Raw genomic sequence first — 17,726 nt, forward strand, 5'->3', positions numbered from 1 at the left:
CGCTCCCCGGGGCGCGCCGGTTTTCTGCCGGGAGTCGTTCAGTGGCCGATCTGTACGTCGTCGAGAACACCCAGCGCATCGGGCACCAAAATGGCCGCCGAATAATAGGCGCTGACCAGATACTTGATGACCGCCCGGTCGTCCAGACCCATATAACGCACCGAAAGGCCCGGCTCGTATTCATCGGGAATTCCGGTCTGGTGCAGGCCGACGACGCCCTGCTTTTCCTCGCCGGTGCGCAGCAGCAGAACGGAACTCGTCCGCTCCTTCGTCACCGGAATCTTGTTGCACGGGAAAATCGGCACCCCGCGCCAGGAGGGCAGCGAATGACCCATGAAATCAACCGCGGTCGGATACAGCCCGCGGGCGCTGCACTCCCGCCCGATGGCGGCGATCGTCAGGGGATGGGCGAGCAGGAAGCCCGGGTCCTTCCAGACCGTCGCGAGCAGATCGTCGAGGTCGTCGGGGGTGGGCGGGCCGGTACGGGTGTGGATGCGCTGCTTGAGGTCGGCGTGGTGCAGCAGCCCGAACTCGGGGTTGTTGATCATCTCGTGTTCCTGGCGCTCCCGCAGCGCCTGGACGGTCAGCTTGAGCTGCTCCTCGACCTGGTTCATCGGGTCGCTGTAGAGGTCGCCGACCCGGCTGTGGGTGCGCAGCACCGTCTGCGCCACGCTGAGTTCGTACTCCCGGGGCGTCAGGTCGTAGTCGACGAAGGTGCCGGGGAGGGACGGCTCGCCATGGTGCCCCGAGGCGACCGAGACCGCCGATTCCCCACTCGCGTTCATCGGCTGCGCAGAGCCCTGACGGGCCGTCGCCAGATGCTCGCGCAGCCCGGGGGAGCGGTCGATGACCTCCTGCGCGGCCTGCCGGGACAGCGTCATGACGGTCACCCGGGTCACCGCGCGATAGCTGAACCCCCAGGTCGCCTCGGGGTCGGTGAGCGGCTCGTCGCCGAGGTGATCCCCGCCGGCCAGCGCTTCGAGCACCGCGTCCTCGCCGTATTTGCCGGTGCCGATACGGTCCACCCGGCCGTGTACGAGCAACACCAGCCGGTCGCCCGGCCCGCCGGCCTCGGTGATCAGTTCACCGGGCGCGTATTCCTGCTGGGTGAAGCGGTCGCCGAGGGCCGCCAGCACCTCGGTATCGGTGAACTCCCGCAGCGCGGGCAGCTCGCGCAGCTCGTCCGGAATGATCGCCACATCGCTGCCGCTGGTGTCGAAATCGATGCGCCCGTCGCCGAGGGTGTAGCTCAGCCGGCGGTTCACGCGATAGGTGCCACCGGACACCTGCACCCAGGGCAGCAGCCGCAGCAGCCACCGGGAAGTGATGCCCTGCATCTGCGGTGCGGTTTTGGTGGTGGTCGCCAAATTCCGTGCCGCGGTGGTACTCAGGCTGGAATTCTGGGCGTCTTCCGCGCTGCCGTGCAGCGATTCGTCGGCAATCGTCACCATGCCACCTATCTCTTCGAGGGTGCTGTGCGGCCGCCCCGAAACCCCGTTTCAAGGCAGTCCCGCGGCAACCCGCCGAACCGAAGGTAGTGGTGCTGTTTTTATCGGCACAATCGCTCGATTGGGTGGCATGGAATTCCCGCTCCATGGAAAGGTTTAGCGGGCTCAATTCCGGGGAGAGTGTGCCGGGGCGCAGGAATGGAGGGGGTCGTCCAGGACGCCCTGGAGCGCGGCGTGCGCCGCCCCGAGCAGCGGTCCGTCGGCGCCCAGCCGCGACACCCTCACCCCTGGCCCGCCGGCCCGCCCGTCCTCCGCCGTGACGGCCGTCCGCAGCGCCAACTCCCGCTCCAGGGACGGCAGGACCCAGGGCGCCAGCCCGGCCAGCGCACCCCCGAGGACCACCGCCTGCGGATCGAGCAGATTCACCGCCCCGGCGAGCGCGATGCCCAGCGCCGTCCCCGCCTCGTGCAGGGCGTGGACGACGGCGGCGTCCCCGTCGGCGGCACGGCGCGCCAGCAGACCGATACGGGCACCCGGCCCCGGATGGGCCGCCGCCCGCTCGGGGGTGAGCCCGCCCGCCCGCAGCACGGCCTGTTCCCCCGCGTACTGCTCCAGACAGCCACGCCCGCCGCAGTCGCACGGCGGGCCGTCCGGATACACCGGCACATGCCCCAGCTCACCGGCGAACCCCCGGGCGCCCCGCAGTAGTTGACCGTCCACGACGACCGCGGCGCCGATCCCGATCTCCGCCGACACATGCACGAAGTCCGGCGGCGGGGCCGGCCGGCCGGCGTCCCCGCCCAGCCGGAGTTCGGCCAGCGCGCCGAGGTTGGCCTCGTTCTCGACGGTCAGCGGGATGGCGAAGGAGCCCTCCTCCGGGGCCGTTGCCCCGGCGAGCCCCGGTGCGAGATCGGCCGCCCGCCAGCCGAGGTTGGGGGCGTGCACCACGGTCGTCGCGTCACGGGCCACCAGACCGGGCACCGCGACCGTCAGCCCGGCCGGCCGCAGCCCCTCGGCGGCGATCTCCGCGGTCACCTCGGCGAGCAGGGCGGACAGGTGCCGCAGCACCGGCCCGGGAGCGCGGTGCCGGTTCGCCGCGTCGGCCGCCACCCGGGCCCGGACCCGCCCGCGCAGATCGACGGCGCACACCGCCAGATGGTCGACGCCTATCTCGGCCCCTATCCCGGCCGGGCCGCGGTCGCTGACCGCCAGTTCACTGCCCGGCCTGCCCCGGCCGCCGGTCGCCGCCCGCCCCGTCTCGACCAGCAGCCCGGCCCGCAGCAGCTCGTCGACGAGCGGGGCCACCCCCGCCCGGGTCAGCCCGATGCGTGCCGCGACCGCGGCCCGGGAGAGCGGACCGTGCCCGGCCACGGTCCGCAGCACCCGGGCCAGATTGCGCCGCCGGATGCCGTGCTGGGTGTCGCCGCCGGACGCGGTCACAGGGCCTCCTCCGGGTGCGGGCGGGAGCCGGTGTCCCTCCTGGTCCACGGCTTCGGGGGCGCGGTCACCGCCGTAGCAGCGGCGCGCCGTCGGCGAGGGTCGCCGTCAGCCGCTCCCAGGCGGCCTCGTCCCGCGGCCGCGCCTCGTACTCCGCGCCGCGCGCCGTCTCCCAACGGCGGGCCACCGCCGCCGGATCCTCCTCCAGCAGCAGCCCGGCCGCCTGCGCCGCCGCCCCGAGCGCCACCAGCTCCCGCGCCTCGGGCACCACCACCGGGCGGCCCGACAGCCGGCGCACGGTCTCCCGCCAGGCCCGGCCCCGCGCTCCGCCGCCGATCAGCAGCAGCGGCGCATCGGGCGCGGCGTCCGCGTCCAGCACCCGGTCCAGTGCCTGCAGCAGGGTGAACACCGCGCCGTCGTAGGCGGCCTGGAGCAGCTGACCGCCCGTGGTGTCGTGCCGCAACCCGTGCACCAGACCCGAGGCGCCGGGCAGATTCGGGGTGCGCTCACCGTCGAGGAACGGCAGCATCACCACCTCGCCCCCGTCCTCCACGGACTCCCGGTCGCGGCCGAGCAGCGCCGCCACCCGGTCCACGGCGAGCGTGCAGTTGAGGGTGCAGGCCAGCGGCAGCCAGTCTCCGCGGGCATCGGCGAAGCCCGCCACGGTGCCGGTCGGATCGGCGGGCCTGTGGGTGGAGACCGCATAGACCGTCCCCGAGGTGCCCAGGCTCAGCACCGGCCGGCCGGGCCGCAGGCCCAGGCCGAGCGCGGCCGCCATGTTGTCCCCCGTGCCGGCGGCCACCAACGCCCCCTTGGGCAGCGGCAGATGACCGGCGTGTACGGTCCCGGCGGCCTCGCCCGGCAGCGCCACCCGCGGGAGCAGCGCGGGGTCCAGCCCGATGTGCGCCAGGATCTCCGCGTCGTAGGACTCGGTGGACGACGCCCACCAGCCGGTCCCGGACGCATCGCCGCGATCGGTGACGGCCTCGCCGGTGAGCCGCTCGGTGAGGTAGTCGTGCGGGAGCCGTACCGCGGCGGTGGCGGCGGCCGAGGCCGGCTCGTTCGCCTTCAGCCAGGCCCACTTGGCCACCGTGAACGCCGGGCCCGGCACGCTCCCGACCCGGTCCGCCCAGGCCGCCGCGCCGCCCCGCTCCGCGATCAGGCGCTCGCTCTGGGGCGCCGGCCGGACGTCGTTCCACAGCATGGCCGGACGCACCGGCGCACCGGCCGCGTCCAGGGTGACCAGCCCGTGCTGCTGCCCGCCGACGGACACCGCCGAGGCCTGCCGCGCCGCGTCGCCGCACTGTGCCAGCGCCTCGCCCAGTGCCTGCCACCACTGCCGTGGGTCGCTCTCCTTGCCGGCGCCGCCGCTGACCGTGTGCGGCGCCTGGCCCCGGGCGATGACCGCACCGGTCACCGCGTCCACGACCAGCGCCTTGGTGGACTGTGTGGAGCTGTCCACCCCGACGACCAGCGGTCCCGCTGCCTGTGCGCCCATCGTGCACTCTCCCTCGGCGGCCCGTCGTCCATGGTCTCGGTCCAGGGGGTTCCCCGGTGTGCTGTCGCATATTAGTTTGGCCGCGGCATAATTTGTAAAGCGCCTTGACGAAATGATCGAGGGAGTCACGATGAGCCGTCAGCCCGTGCCCGGGGACAAGTTCAGCTTCGGCCTGTGGACCGTCGGCTGGCAGGGCCGTGACCCCTTCGGTGACGCCACCCGCCGCGCCCTGGACCCCGTGGAATCGGTGCACCGCCTCGCCGACCTCGGCGCGTACGGCGTCACCTTCCACGACGACGATCTGATCCCGTTCGGCGCCGGCGACATCGAGCGCGAGGCGGCCGTCAAACGCTTCCGGCAGGCGCTGGACGCCACCGGCCTGATCGTCCCGATGGCCACCACCAACCTCTTCACCCACCCCGTCTTCAAGGACGGCGCCTTCACCGCCAACGACCGCGGCGTCCGCCGCTACGCCCTGCGCAAGACGCTCCGCAACATCGACCTCGCCGCCGAGCTGGGCGCCCGCACCTATGTCGCGTGGGGCGGCCGGGAAGGCGCGGAGTCCGGCGCGGCCAAGGACGTACGGGCCGCCCTGGACCGGATGAAGGAGGCCTTCGACCTCCTCGGCCAGTACGTCCTCGAGCAGGGCTACGACCTGAGGTTCGCCCTCGAACCCAAGCCCAACGAGCCGCGCGGCGACATCCTCCTCCCCACCGTCGGCCACGCCCTCGCCTTCATCGAGCGGCTGGAGCACCCCGAGCTCTACGGCGTCAACCCCGAGGTCGGCCACGAGCAGATGGCCGGGCTGAACTTCCCGCACGGCATCGCCCAGGCGCTCTGGGCGGACAAGCTCTTCCACATCGACCTCAACGGCCAGAGCGGGATCAAGTACGACCAGGACCTCCGCTTCGGAGCGGGGGATCTGCGCTCCGCCTTCTGGCTGGTCGACCTGCTGGAAACGGCCGGCTACGACGGGCCGCGGCACTTCGACTTCAAACCGCCGCGCACCGAGGACCTGGACGGCGTCTGGGCCTCGGCGGCCGGCTGTATGCGCAACTATCTGATCCTCAAGGAGCGCGCGGCGGCCTTCCGGTCCGACCCGGCCGTCCAGGACGCGCTGCAGGCCGCGCGCCTGGATCAGCTGGGCCGCCCCACCGCCGAGGACGGCCTGGCCGGTCTGCTCGCCGACGGCACCGCCTACGAGACCTTCGACGTCGAGGCGGCGGCGGCCCGCGGGATGGCCTTCGAGCATCTGGACCAGCTGGCGCTGGAGCACCTGCTCGGGGCGGTGTGAGAGGCCGCCTCCGGGCCGGTCCGCTCACCCGAAGAGCCCGCGCAGGAACGCGATCTCGGCGGCCCGCTGCTCACCGCCGCCGCCCTCATGGGCGTTGAACCGCCACACCTTCAGTTCCTTCTCGCCCGCGTAGTGATGGAACGCGGCGAAACCGGTGGACGGCGGCACCACTTCGTCGCGCAGGGCCGTGCCGAAGAGCGCCGGGGCGGTGGCGCGGGCGGCGAAGTTCAGGCCGTCGAAGTGGTCCAGGGTGAGCAGCGCGGTGTCGATCCGGTCGCGCGCACCCGCGAAGTAGCGGGTGAGTTCGCCGTACGGGCCGACATCGGTGATCTCGACCGCGCGGCGGATGTGCGTCAGGAACGGCGCATCGATCAGCGCACCGGCCAGACCGGGGACCAGGCCCGTCATGGCCAGGGCCACGGCACCGCCCTGGCTGTGGCCGGCGACCACGATCCGGTCGGTGTGCACCGCGTGATGTCCGCGCGCCGCCTCCACGGCCCGTACCGCGTCGGTGAACAGCCGCCGGTAGTAGTAGCCGTAGGGATCGAGCAGCCCCTGGGTCAGCTTGCCGGGTACGCCCGGATTGCCGGAGGCGACCGGATCGGGGGTGTCACCGGGCCGGTTGGGGCCGCTCTGGCCCCGGGTGTCCATGACCAGGGTGGCGTACCCCGCCGACGGCCACAGCAGCCAGTCGTGCGGCAGCAGCCGCCCACCGCCGTATCCGAGGTACTGGACGATGCAGGGCAGCGGCCCGTTGGCGGCGCGCGGGAGCAGGAACCAGCCACGGATGGGGTGCCCGCCGAACCCGGCGAACGTCACGTCATAGGTGCGGAGCAGGGCGAGCCCCGCATCGATCTCGGTGAAGCGCGCGTCGAGGTCATGGGTACGGGCCTCGACGAGAGTGCGCCGCCAGAACGCCTCAAAACCGGCCGGCTCGGGACGCGGTGGGCAGTAGGTGCGCAGCGCGTCCAGGGGAAGGTCGGTGAACACGGAAAACCTCCGAGCCGTAGGCTGGCTTGTTGTCTGTCGCCAACGGTGCCCAGGGTCCGGACAATTCAGACGTGAATTGTTCCAGGTTGGTCACCGAGTCCCGTAAAACCGAGTGAAGAAGTAATCATTTCGCCATGAGCTTTCCTCCGCCTCCGCCGCCGAACCAGCCGAATCAGCCGAACCAGCCGCCCCACCCCGCCCCGGGCGGCTTCGGCCCGCCGGCCGGTGCTTACGGTCCGGGCGATCAGGGCCAGGGAGGCTACGGCCCGGGTGGCTACGGTCCGCCCCCGGGTGGCCACCAGGCCCCCGGCGGCTACGGCCCGCCCGCGGGCGGCTTCGGCCCGCCCGGCCCCGGCGGCCCCGGCGGCTGGCAGCAGCCGCCCGGCCCGCCCGGCGGTGGCGGCAACGGCAAGACCATTGCGGCGATCATCGGCGGCGGGGTGCTCGTACTGGCCGCCGTCATCACCGTCATCGTCGTGAGCAACAGCGACGACAGCGGCAACCACCGTGCCCAGCCGTCCGGTTCGAGCACCAGCGCCACCCCGTCCGAGAGCGCGTCCCCGACGCCCTTCGGCGATCCGACGCCCACCGCGACGCCCACCGACAGCGACTTCGAGAGCTCCCTGCCGACGCCCTCCAACGGCAAGATCCCCTTCTATCTGCTGAAGGTCGGCGACTGCTACGACCGCCCGGCGGGCGGCGGCGGCACCAACGACGAGGCCTCCTGCAACGGCCCGCACGACGCCGAGGTCGTCAGCACCCACCGTCTGGGGTCCGGACTCACCACCGAGTCGGACATCAAGGACAAGGCCTCGTCGCTGTGCCGCAACGAGCTGGAGCGCAAGGCGGCCCGGCAGCCCGCCGGCACCGCCGAGGGCACCTACGTCCAGTACCCCAACCTCAATGGCTACAAGCTCGGCATCAAGACCATCAGCTGCAGCCTGGCGGGCAACGGCACCATGACCAAGAAGCTCACCAAGCCGCTGTCCTGAACCGAGGCGGAGGACGGCGGACCTCTACGGGGTGAGGGCGGAACGCCACCTTTGCGGCGTTCCGCCCTCACCCCGTCGGCGCGCGTACTGCGGCAGCTCGGTGCCCGAGGCCTCAGCCGCCGCTCAGCGGTCCACCCGCTTGCCCGCCGCACCGCTGTCCGCGACCTCGCCGACCTCGGCGGCCGCCGGATCCAGCACCCGCGCCAGAAACGTCCTGGTCCGCTCGTGCTGCGGGGCACCCACCACCTGCTCCGGGGTTCCCTGCTCGACGATCACCCCGCCGTCCATGAACACCACCCGGTCGGCGACCTCCCGCGCGAAGCTCATCTCATGGGTGACGACGAGCATCGTCATCCCTTCCTGCGCCAGCGACCGCATCACCGCCAGCACATCACCGACCAGCTCCGGGTCCAGTGCCGAGGTCGGCTCGTCGAAGAGCATCAGCTGCGGCTCCATCGACAGCGCACGGGCGATGGCTACCCGCTGCTGCTGTCCGCCCGACAACTGCGCCGGATAGGCGGCCGCCTTGTCGCTCAGCCCGACCCGTTCGAGGTTGGCACGGGCGATCCGCTCCGCCTCGGTACGGTCGCGGCGCAGCACCCGCCGCTGGGCGATCGTGAGATTCTCCAGTGCGGTCAGATGCGGAAAGAGGTTGAAGGACTGGAAGACCATCCCGATCCGCCGGCGGACCCGGTCGATGTCCACGTCCGGGTCGGTGACCTCGGTGCCGGCCACCACGACCCGGCCCGCGCTCGGCTCCTCCAGCAGATTCACACAGCGCAACAGGGTCGACTTCCCGGACCCCGAGGGGCCGATGACACACACCACCTCACCGCGCGCCACCGAGAAGTCGATACCGCGCAGCACCTCCAGCTCCCCGAAGGCCTTGCGCAGGCCCAGGACATCGATGGCCTTCGCGTCCGCCGTCTCCGGTGCCGCCTGCTCGGTCGTCACGCCGCTCACCTGGCCTTCGCCGTACGGGCCTCCAGCCGACGGACCAGCTGGCCGAGGGGGAGGGTGATCACGAGATAGAGCAGCCCGGCGATCAGGATCGGGGTCAGGCTCTTGTGCTCATTGAGCGCGTCCCGGCCGAAGTTGGCCAGCTCGAACTGGGTGAGGGACAGCCCCAGCAGATACACCAGCGAGGAGTCCTTGGTCAGCAAAATCAGTTCATTGGTCAGCGGCGGCAGCACGATACGGAACGCCTGCGGAATGACGATCGAGGCCATCGCCCGCCCCTGCGACATCCCCAGTGAACGCGCCGCCTCGGTCTGCCCCTTGGGGACGGCCTGGATACCGGCCCGGATGGTCTCCGCCATATAGGCCGCGCCCACCAGCCCCAGCGACAGCATCACGGTGATGTTCATATCGAGCGCGACCTCGAAGGCCAGCGGCACACCGAAGCCGAGGGCGATGAACACCAGCAGACAGGGGATGCCGCGGAAGAACTCGATATAGGTGACCGCGATCCAGCGGTAGGGCGGCACCGACGAGAGCCGCATCAGCGCGAGCACCAGCCCCAGCGCAAGACCGAAACCGAATCCGAGCAGGGTGTAGAGGACGGTGTTCACCAGCGCCGTCGTGATGATCTCGGGGAAGAGCGCCTTCGCGACCTCGACGTCGAAGAACGCCATCCGCAGCTGGTGCCAGTCGGCGATCAGCGCGAAGACCACCACGGCGGCGACCAGGACGCCGTACTGCACGCCGCGGGTGATCCGCGCGCGCTGTCTTTTGGACACAGGCATGATGGCCGGCCTCAGCTCTGCGGGGTGGTGCCGAACCACTTCTTGTAGATCCGGTCGTAGCTCCCGTCGGATTTCGCCTTCTTGATCGCCGCGTTGATCTTCTTGCGCAGCGCGTCATTGCCGGTGCGTACGCCGATGCCGTAGTGCTCACCGGTGTTGAATTCCGCGGTGACCTTGGTGTCCGGGTTCTGCTTCACATAGTCGAAGAGCACCCCGTTGTCATTGATGCCGGCGGCGACCTGGCCGGACTTCACCGCGGTCAGCAGCAGCCCCAGATCCTCGAACTCCACCAGCTCGACGCCCTTGCCGTGCTTCTTGGCGTAGATCCCGCCGGTGGTGGCCTTCTGGTAGCCGAGCTTCTTGCCCTTGAGGTCCTCGATCTTCTTGACCGGCTTGCCCTGCTTCGTCAGCAGCGCCTGGGTGGCATTGAAATAGGGGTCGGAGAAATCCATGACCTTGTCCCGCGCCGACGTGATCGTCATGCCGGCGGCCGCCAGGTCGCATTTGCGGATGGTGAAGTCCTGGCCGGTCTCGATGCCTTCGAAGGGGGTGTTGACGATCTCCTGCTTGACGCCGAGATCCTTGGCGACCAGGTCCACCAGATCCACATCGAACCCGACGACCTTGCCGTCCTTCTTCACCTGGAACGGTGCGTACGGAAGGTGGGTGCAGGTCTTCAGGGTCCCGGAAGAGACCAGTTCCAGACCACCGGAACCCTTCTTCCCGTCGGACTTGGTGCTGCTGCACCCCGCCAGGACGACGACGGCCGTGGCAACGGCTATGACAGGCAACGCGGAGCGAGCGGACACAGGCCCTCCAGGGGCAGGATGAACATCGACCAAGCCATGCGTGCTGCGATGTGGCTGCATCCTGCCATCGGCCCGGGGCTCTGTCGCCGCTGCGTCGGTTGCGTCTGTGTAACGCCTTCGGCCCGCGTCCGGGGACGCCGGTCCCGGGGCCCGTCAGCGGCCGAGCCCGGCCGCCAGCTCGGCGATGGCGTCCGGGCCCACCCGGCAGCAGCCCCCGATGAGCCGGGCACCGTCCGCGGCCCAGGCGGCGACCCGGTCCGCGCTGAACGCCGGGCTGCCGCACCAGGCCCGCGCCGCGGCGTCCCAGCTCTCCCCGCTGTTCGGATAGACCACCACCGGCTTGCCGGTGACCTGCGCCGCCAGCCGCACCGCCCGGTCCGCATCGTCCGGTGCGCAGCAGTTCACCCCCACCGCGATCACCTCGTCGGCCTCCGCCGCCACCGCGAACGCCTCCGCCAGCGGCTGCCCGGCCCGGGTACGGTCCCCCGCGACGCTGTACGACAGATAGGCCGGGACACCCAGCCCGCGCACCGCCCGCAGCAGCGCACGGGCCTCCTCCGCGTCCGGCACCGTCTCCAGCGCCAGCACATCGGGCCGCGCCGCGGCCAGCACCTCCAGACGCGGCCGGTGGAACCGCTCCAGCTCGTCCACCGACAGCCCGTAGCGGCCGCGGTACTCGGAGCCGTCGGCCAGCATCGCGCCGTACGGGCCCGCCGAGGCGGCCACATACAGCGGCCCGGTGACTCCGCCGGCCGACGCCCGCCCGGCCGCCTCACGGGCCAGCTCCACACTCCGGGTGATCAACTCCGCGGCCTGCCCGGCACCGATGCCGCGCCGCGCGAACCCCTCGAACGTCGCCTGATAGCTGGAGGTGATCGCGACCTGCGCCCCGGCCTCGTAGTACGCCTGATGCGCCTGCACGACGGCCGCCGGCTCCTCGGCCAGCAGCCGCGCCGACCACAGGGCGTCGCTGAGGTCGTGCCCGGCGGCCTCCAGCTGGTTCGACAGCCCGCCGTCGAGGACGACCGGTCCCGCGGCGAGGGCGTCGGCGAGCGGCGGGGAGGTGCTGACCATGGTGCAAAGCCTCTCGGTGCTGCGGGACGCGCGGGTACCCACGCCTCACCCAAGATCGTATCCCCGGCCGGTGCGCACGCTCCTGGACGGCATCGCGCGCACCGTGTGCCGGCCGGGACAGCGCGGCCGGCGCACGGGCCGCGCAGGGTTCAGCCCAGCGACGAGAACACGAACGAGAAGCGTGCCGGCGCCACCTCCAGCCGGTGCTGCGGTAGCACCCCCGGCCCGCACGACTGGCTGCCGATGCCGTGCTGTGCATGGTCGAGATGGACCCACAGATCCTCGCCGGGCCGCAGATCCGTGGTGTGGCGGGCCGCGGTCAGCTCCTCGGCCGGCCACCGGCGGGCGGCGAAGAAGAAGTCCGGATCACCCTCGATCCGCAGGCCCGAGCCGTCCGTACGGGTCAGCTCCGCCCAGCGCACCCCCGGCCGCGCACCGTTCTCCTGCGGCCGGACGTACGGCGTCTGGAGCGCGTCCACCGGCATCGACCAGCGGCCGACCCGGGCGGCGGCCCGGGTGTCCGGATAGCCCTCACCGGGCCCGCCGCCGAACCAGCCGGCGAGACCCAGGCTGCCGCACACCCGCATCCGCACCCCCAGCCGCGGCAGCGGAACCGGCCAGTCGCCTTCCGGGTCGACGCTCAACTCCAGCCGCAGCAGGTCGTGTTGAGCCGTCCAGCGGTAGACCGTGCGCAGCGCCGACGACGTCCCGGCGGGGGCGACCCGGGTGCGTACCACCAAGGACTGCGGGCCGGTCTCGACGGCGTCGACGCGGTGCCGCATCCGGTGCAGACCGAGCCGTCGCCACTCGGTGGCCGGCCGTGGCTCCGGCTGCCAGGGCGCGGCCTCGTCGTTGTCGGTCGGCGCCCGCCACACATCCAGCCGGGGCCCGTCGAGGCGTACGCCGTCCAGATAGCCGAGCGTTCCCGTGGTGGCGTCGAAGGTCCCCGGACCGAGGACGATCACATTGCCCTCTCCGCGGCGCGGGGTGGCGTTGGCCGCCGGGGGAGTGGTGGCGGGGCGCGGCGCGGCCAGCTGGCCCCAGGCGACCTCGTGCCCGGCGGGTGCCCAGGCGGTGTCCTCGGCCAGGACGGCCTGGACCGTCCAGATCCGCTCCCCGTCGTCGTCCGGCCCGTCCTCCGGTGGCGCCGGCAGCTCCACTGTGGCCGATGCGCCGGGCGCCAACGGGGGCACCTCCAGCCGGCCGTGGCCGTGGGGCATGCCGTCCACCTCGTAGACATAGCGGAATGCGAGGTGGCCGAGGCCGGCGAAGTCGTACAGATTGGTGATCCGGACCGCGTGGGCCGCCCCGGTGCCGGCGCCCCCGGCCTCGATCCGCACCGGTTCGATGACCTTCTTGAACTCCAGCAGGCCGGGGGAGGGCACCCGGTCGGGCAGGACCAGCCCGTCGCAGACGAAATTCCCGTCGTGCAGCTCCTCACCGAAGTCGCCCCCGTAGGCGTGGAACACCTCACCGGTGGGGGTCCGCTGCCGCAGCCCGTGGTCGATCCACTCCCAGACGAAACCGCCCTGGCAGCGCTCGTAACGCTCGAACAACCGCTGGTACTCGCTCAGTCCGCCGGGACCGTTGCCCATGGCATGCGCGTACTCGCAGAGCAGGAACGGGAGCCCCCGCCGCCGCGCGTCCAGTTCCGGGTCGGGCAGCGGCTCCTCCGCGCGCCGCCCGATGCGCTCCACCTCGGCGTGGTCGGCGTACATCCGGGAGTAGACATCGGTGTCGGCGCAGCTGCGGTCGCCCTCGTAGTGCAGCGGGCGGGACGGGTCGCGCTCGCGCATCCAGGCGGCCATCGCGGACAGCCCGCGTCCCGTGCCGCACTCGTTGCCCAGCGACCACAGCACGATGCTCGGGTGGTTCTTGTCCCGCTCGACCATCCGCCGGGCCCGGTCGAGCAACGCCGGCTCCCAGCGCGCGTCATCGACCGGATTGTCCCGCCAGCCCTGCTGGGCGAACCCGTGCGTCTCCAGATCGCACTCGTCGATCACCCACAGGCCCAGCTCGTCGCACAGGTCGAGGAAGGCGGGGTGCGGCGGATAGTGGCTGGTGCGCACCGCGTTGATGTTGTGCCGCTTCATCAGCAGCAGATCGCGGCGCATCGTCTCGGGGCCGAGAGCCCGTCCGGTGCGCGGATGGAACTCATGGCGGTTGACGCCGCGCAGCAGGATCCGCCGGCCGTTGACCTTCAGCAGCCCGTCCTCGACGCGAACCGTACGGAAGCCGATCCGCAGCGGGATCCGCTCGCCGGGGGTGACCAGCTCCCCGTCGTAGAGGTGCGGTTCCTCGGCCGTCCAGGGACGGACCGGCACCGTGGCGCTCTCCCCGGTCGCCAGATCGAGGCCGAGCGCCGGGACGGTCACCCGGCCGGCCGGTGCGCACTCCACCCGCAGGGTGCCGTGGCCCGTGACGTGATCGAACCCGGCGTGGACGAAGTGGTCGGCGACCGAGCCTTCGGGACGGCGATGGAGCGAGACGTTCCGGAAGATGCCGGGCAGCCACCACTGGTCCTGGTCTTCCAGATAACTGCCCGACGACCACTGGTGCACCCGCACCGCCAGCACATTGCGGTGCGGCCGCAGCAGATGCCCGGCCTCGAACTCGTGCGGCAGCCGGCTGCCCTTGAAGTGGCCCAGCTCCACCCCGTTGAGCCAGACCCGGGCACAGGACTCCACCCCGCCGAAGTGCAGCACCGCGGGCCCCTCCCCCCAGCCCTCCGGCAGATCGAAGAGCCGCCGGTGATCGCCCGTCGGGTTCTCGTCCGGCACCCGCGGCGGATCGACCGGGAAGGGGTAGGCGGTGTTGGTGTAGGCGGGCGCCCCGCCGGACTGCGGCCGGTCACCGCCCCCGTAGGAGCCCTCGGCGGCGAAGCGTCCCATGAGCGGCCAGTGGCCGGGCACCCGCAGCTCCTGCCACTGTGAGTCGTCGAAGTCGGGCCGGGCGAACGCGTCGTCCTCGGCGGTGGCGCATGCCGAGAGCCGGAAACGCCAGGTGCCGTGCAGCGAGATGCGGGCGGCGTCCGAGCGCGCGTACCAGGCACGGGGCGGCAGGGCCCCGCTTCCCGGCGAGGGGTCCTCGTGGTACGGGAGCTGCCGGGGCCGGCCGGGGTGGTGCGGTGCGTGGTCCGTCCCGTCGGGGGTCCGTGCGGGCGGTGCGGACGGCATGGGGTGCGGCGTGTGCGGCGGGGTGCCGGTCACTGGTCCTCCTGCTGCGGGCGGCGTGCCTGGCGTGGGGGATCAGTTCAGCGAACCATGCGCGGCGGCACGGCGCAGCCGGATGGGGAGGATCGGGCCACAGCGGCCGGGGAGCCGCCCGGCCGGTCCCGGATCAGCGGCCGGGGAGCTGCCCGTCCGGCTCCGGATCAGCGGCCCACCCCGGCGGCGAACGGGATCCCGGCGGCAGTGGCGTCCTCGGGCCGCGCGGCCGGATGCCGCCACAGCCCGGCCTCCCGCAGCACCGGCAGCACCCCTTCCCCGAACCAGTACGCCTCCTCGACATGGGGGTGCCCGGAGAGGATGAACTCCTCGATGCCCAGCCGCTGATACTCCACGATCCGCTCCGCCACCTCCGTATGGCTGCCCACCAGCGCGGTGCCCGCCCCGCCCCGCACCAGCCCGATACCGGCCCACAGATTCGGCGCGATCTCCAGTCCGTCGGTGCGGCCGCCGTGCAGCGCCAGCATCCGGCGCTGCCCCTCCGACTCACTGCGGGCCAGCCCCGCCTGCACGGCCCGTATCGCCTCCGGTGTGAAACCGTCCAGCAGCCGCTGCGCCTCCGCCCACGCCGCCTCCGCGGTGTCCCGGGTGATCACATGCAGCCGGATTCCGAACCGCACCCGGCGCCCGGCGCGGTCCGCCAGCCCCCGGATCCAGGCGATCTTCCGCTCGACCTCGGCCGGCGGCTCGCCCCAGGTCAGATAGACATCGGCGGCACGCGCGGCGACCTCCCCGGCGGCCGGGGACGATCCGCCGAAGTACACCGGCGGCACCGGATCGGGCACCCGCGCCAGCCGGGCGCCCGCCACCCGCAGCTGCTCCCCGCTGAAATCGACCGTCTTCCCCTCCCACAACTCCCGTACGATGCCGAGGAATTCACCGGTGCGTGCATAACGGTCGTCCTTGCCCAGGAAGTCCCCGTACGCGCGCTGCTCATGGCTCTCGCCACCGGTGACGACATTCAGCAGCAGCCGCCCACCGGAGTGCCGCTGGAAGGTGGCGGCCATCTGGGCGGCCAGGGTCGGCGCGATGATCCCCGGCCGGAAGGCCACCAGGAACTTCAGCCGCTCGGTCTCACGGGCCAGCATCGCCGTGGTGAGCCAGGCGTCCTCGCACCACGCCCCGGTGGGGGTGAGCGCCCCCTCGAAGCCCAGGTCCTCGGCGGCGCGGGCGATCTGCGTCAGATAGCCGAGCGTGGCGGGCCGTTCCCCGCCGGCCGCACCGGCGGGCAGGCCATGACCTCCCCCGACGACATGACGGCTGTCGCCGTAGGTGGGCAGGAACCAGTGGAAGGTGAGGGAAGACATGGCAGCTCCGAGAGGGGGAAACGGGGGTGCGGGCGGGGTGGGGCGGCCGTCAGAGCAGACCGTGCCGGGGCGGCCGGGTGCCGTTGAGGACATAGCGGCCGATGTGCTGCACCTTCCAGCGGACCGGGTCGTGCAGGGTGTGGGTGCGTGCGTCCCGCCAGTGCCGGTGCAGGTTCAGTCCGTCCAGCGCGGCCCGGGTCCCGGCCACCTCGAACAGCGCGCTGCCGGTCTCCACCGCCGCCTCGGCGGCCACCACCTTCGCCGCGGCCACGGCGATCGACGCCCCGGCCGCGGAGTCGTCGGTGAGAGCCCGCGCCGCGGTGTCCACCGTCCGCGCCGCCGTCGCCACCAGGGCCTCGGCGGCCCGCACCCGTACCGCCAGTTCCCCGAACCGCTGGATCAGCAGGGGGTCCTCGGCGGCGCTGTCGAGGCCGCTCTCGCACCACGGCCGGCTCTTGGTGCGGACGAACCCGGCGGCCTCCGCCAGCGCGCCCGACGCGATCCCGGTATCGATCGCGGCATGCAGCAACTGGGCTACCGCACCGTGCAGTTGCGGCCCCTGAAAGGTGAGGTGATGCGGTACGACCCGGTCGGCCGGCACCGGTACCTCCGCCAGGTGCACCGTGCCACTGGCCGTGGTCCGCTGCCCCATCCCGTCCCAGTCGTCGACGATCCGCACCCCCGGCGCCTCCCGCGGCACATACGCCACATGGAGTTCCTCGTCCCGGCCGCGCGCCAGCACCGGGACCCAGTCGGCGAACAGCGCACCGGTCGCATAGTGCTTCACCCCGCTCAGCACATACGAGCCGTCGGCGGCGGGCACCAGCCGGGTACGGATGTCCTGCACATGCCGGGTGCCCGCCTCCGACTGCGCATTGCCCAGCCGCCGCCCCGCCAGCACCTCACCGAAGAAGAACGCCTGCTGCTCCGCGGTGCCCTGGCGGCGCAGCACCTCGATGTACACGAAGTGGCTCTGCGGAATCTGCGACAGACTCGCGTCCCCGGCCGCCAGCAGCCGCACCACCTCGGCGAGGGTCTCGGTCCGCACCTGCGCGCCCCCATGGGACCGCGGCACGGTGATGCCCAGCAGCCCGCTCGCCGACAGCCGCGCCAGCTCGGCATGCGGCAGCCGGCGGGCGGCGTCCCGCTCGGCGGCACCGGCCCGGAACGCCTCGGCCAGTTGGGCCGCGACCGCCAGGGCCTCGGCGTCGTCGGAGATCACATGGGCGGTGGCGGGCCGCGCGGGAGCGGTCACGGTGCTGCCTCCAGAGGAGTGTCGACGGGGGCGGGCCTCGGGAGCCCGGGGGAACGGGGCGGCGGTCAGCTCGCGACGGACAGCAGCGGGCTGCGTCCGAGCGCGCCGGAGAACTGGTCCAGGACCTGGTCGAGCCCTTCCCGTGCCCCGGGGTCGACGGCCAGCGAGCCGTCCTCCCGTATGGCCAGATGCCGGTCGAGCACGAACCAGCCCTGGACGATGTGCGCGGCGCCCATCGACGACAGCACCGGCCGCAGCGCGTAGTCGATGGCCAGGACATGGGCGGTGCTGCCGCCGGTCGCCAGCGGCAGCACCGTCTTGCCCGTCAGCGCGTACTGCGGCAGCAGATCCAGCAGCGACTTGAGCAGACCGGAGTAGGCAGCCTTGTAGACGGGCGTGCCGATGACGACGCCGTCGGCCCGGGCGAACAGCTCGGTGGCCTCGACGATCGCCGGGTGGCCGAAATCGGCTCCCAGCAGCGCCTCGGCGGGCAGCCGGCGGACATCCAGCGGAACGACCTGGTGCCCCTGTTCGGTGAGCTCGGCGTCCAGCTGACGCAACAGGCGGGCGGTACGCGAGGACGCGGAGGGACTGCCGGAGACGGACAGGACGGTGGCCATGAAGAGAATCACCTCGAAGTGCGGAGCGGG

14 protein-coding genes are annotated in these 17,726 nt (G+C 72.3%); 2 read left to right on the forward strand and 12 right to left on the reverse strand.

The features are described from left to right. Window positions 1-38: 38 nt before the first annotated feature. The 3 genes from NUT86_RS35445 to xylB all read right to left on the reverse strand — a co-directional run bounded on the left by NUT86_RS35445 (window position 39) and on the right by xylB (window position 4,383). Window positions 39-1,451: a family 2B encapsulin nanocompartment shell protein gene (locus NUT86_RS35445; protein ID WP_274739448.1), complete on the reverse strand. Its 1,413-nt coding sequence runs from the start codon at window positions 1,449-1,451 to the stop codon at window positions 39-41. 162 nt (window positions 1,452-1,613) lie between these two features. After that, entirely contained in the window at window positions 1,614-2,888 is a 1,275-nt protein-coding gene (locus tag NUT86_RS35450; RefSeq protein ID WP_274739451.1) for an ROK family transcriptional regulator, read from the reverse strand. A gap of 64 nt (window positions 2,889-2,952) precedes the next feature. Next, window positions 2,953-4,383 carry a xylulokinase gene (xylB, locus tag NUT86_RS35455; protein ID WP_274739452.1) on the reverse strand — a complete coding sequence of 477 codons (1,431 nt, stop codon included), beginning with the start codon at window positions 4,381-4,383 and terminating at the stop codon, window positions 2,953-2,955. Between the two features lie 130 nt (window positions 4,384-4,513). On the opposite strand from xylB, the gene xylA reads away from it, so the two are divergent. Beyond that, window positions 4,514-5,677 carry a xylose isomerase gene (xylA, locus tag NUT86_RS35460; protein WP_026169436.1) on the forward strand — a complete coding sequence of 388 codons (1,164 nt, stop codon included), beginning with the start codon at window positions 4,514-4,516 and terminating at the stop codon, window positions 5,675-5,677. Between the two features lie 24 nt (window positions 5,678-5,701). On the opposite strand, the gene NUT86_RS35465 is transcribed toward xylA, so the two are convergent. Further along, on the reverse strand, window positions 5,702-6,667 hold the full coding sequence (locus NUT86_RS35465) for an acetylxylan esterase (protein WP_159484805.1): 966 nt from the start codon (window positions 6,665-6,667) through the stop codon (window positions 5,702-5,704). Window positions 6,668-6,801: 134 nt separating this feature from the next. On the opposite strand from NUT86_RS35465, the gene NUT86_RS35470 reads away from it, so the two are divergent. After that, window positions 6,802-7,659 (forward strand): hypothetical protein, encoded by an 858-nt coding sequence (locus NUT86_RS35470; RefSeq protein WP_159484803.1) that lies wholly within the window; start codon window positions 6,802-6,804, stop codon window positions 7,657-7,659. Window positions 7,660-7,782: 123 nt separating this feature from the next. Here the strand turns inward: NUT86_RS35470 and NUT86_RS35475 are convergent, their stop codons facing one another. The 8 genes from NUT86_RS35475 to ssuE all read right to left on the reverse strand — a co-directional run bounded on the left by NUT86_RS35475 (window position 7,783) and on the right by ssuE (window position 17,696). Beyond that, window positions 7,783-8,613, reverse strand: coding sequence for an amino acid ABC transporter ATP-binding protein (locus NUT86_RS35475; protein ID WP_446750805.1), 831 nt, complete (start codon window positions 8,611-8,613; stop codon window positions 7,783-7,785). Between the two features lie 5 nt (window positions 8,614-8,618). Further along, entirely contained in the window at window positions 8,619-9,404 is a 786-nt protein-coding gene (locus tag NUT86_RS35480) for an amino acid ABC transporter permease (protein WP_026169437.1), read from the reverse strand. A gap of 11 nt (window positions 9,405-9,415) precedes the next feature. Then, a complete protein-coding gene (locus NUT86_RS35485) occupies window positions 9,416-10,213 on the reverse strand; it encodes a basic amino acid ABC transporter substrate-binding protein (protein ID WP_274739456.1) in 798 nt (265 codons plus the stop codon). 153 nt (window positions 10,214-10,366) lie between these two features. Then, window positions 10,367-11,287 carry a homocysteine S-methyltransferase gene (mmuM, locus tag NUT86_RS35490; RefSeq protein ID WP_159484801.1) on the reverse strand — a complete coding sequence of 307 codons (921 nt, stop codon included), beginning with the start codon at window positions 11,285-11,287 and terminating at the stop codon, window positions 10,367-10,369. Window positions 11,288-11,436: 149 nt separating this feature from the next. Continuing rightward, entirely contained in the window at window positions 11,437-14,496 is a 3,060-nt protein-coding gene (locus NUT86_RS35495; RefSeq protein WP_274739458.1) for a glycoside hydrolase family 2 TIM barrel-domain containing protein, read from the reverse strand. Between the two features lie 164 nt (window positions 14,497-14,660). Further along, a complete protein-coding gene (locus NUT86_RS35500) occupies window positions 14,661-15,821 on the reverse strand; it encodes an LLM class flavin-dependent oxidoreductase (RefSeq protein ID WP_274739460.1) in 1,161 nt (386 codons plus the stop codon). A 49-nt stretch (window positions 15,822-15,870) separates the two neighbouring features. After that, window positions 15,871-17,076 (reverse strand): SfnB family sulfur acquisition oxidoreductase, encoded by a 1,206-nt coding sequence (locus NUT86_RS35505; RefSeq protein ID WP_274739462.1) that lies wholly within the window; start codon window positions 17,074-17,076, stop codon window positions 15,871-15,873. A 65-nt stretch (window positions 17,077-17,141) separates the two neighbouring features. Next, complete coding sequence (ssuE, locus tag NUT86_RS35510) at window positions 17,142-17,696, reverse strand: NADPH-dependent FMN reductase (RefSeq protein WP_274739464.1); 555 nt, start codon at window positions 17,694-17,696, stop codon at window positions 17,142-17,144. Between the last annotated feature and the right edge of the window lie 30 nt (window positions 17,697-17,726).

Origin of the sequence: Streptomyces sp. G7(2002) (genome assembly GCF_028870195.1) — a bacterium.
Lineage (GTDB): Bacteria > Actinomycetota > Actinomycetes > Streptomycetales > Streptomycetaceae > Streptomyces > Streptomyces nigrescens.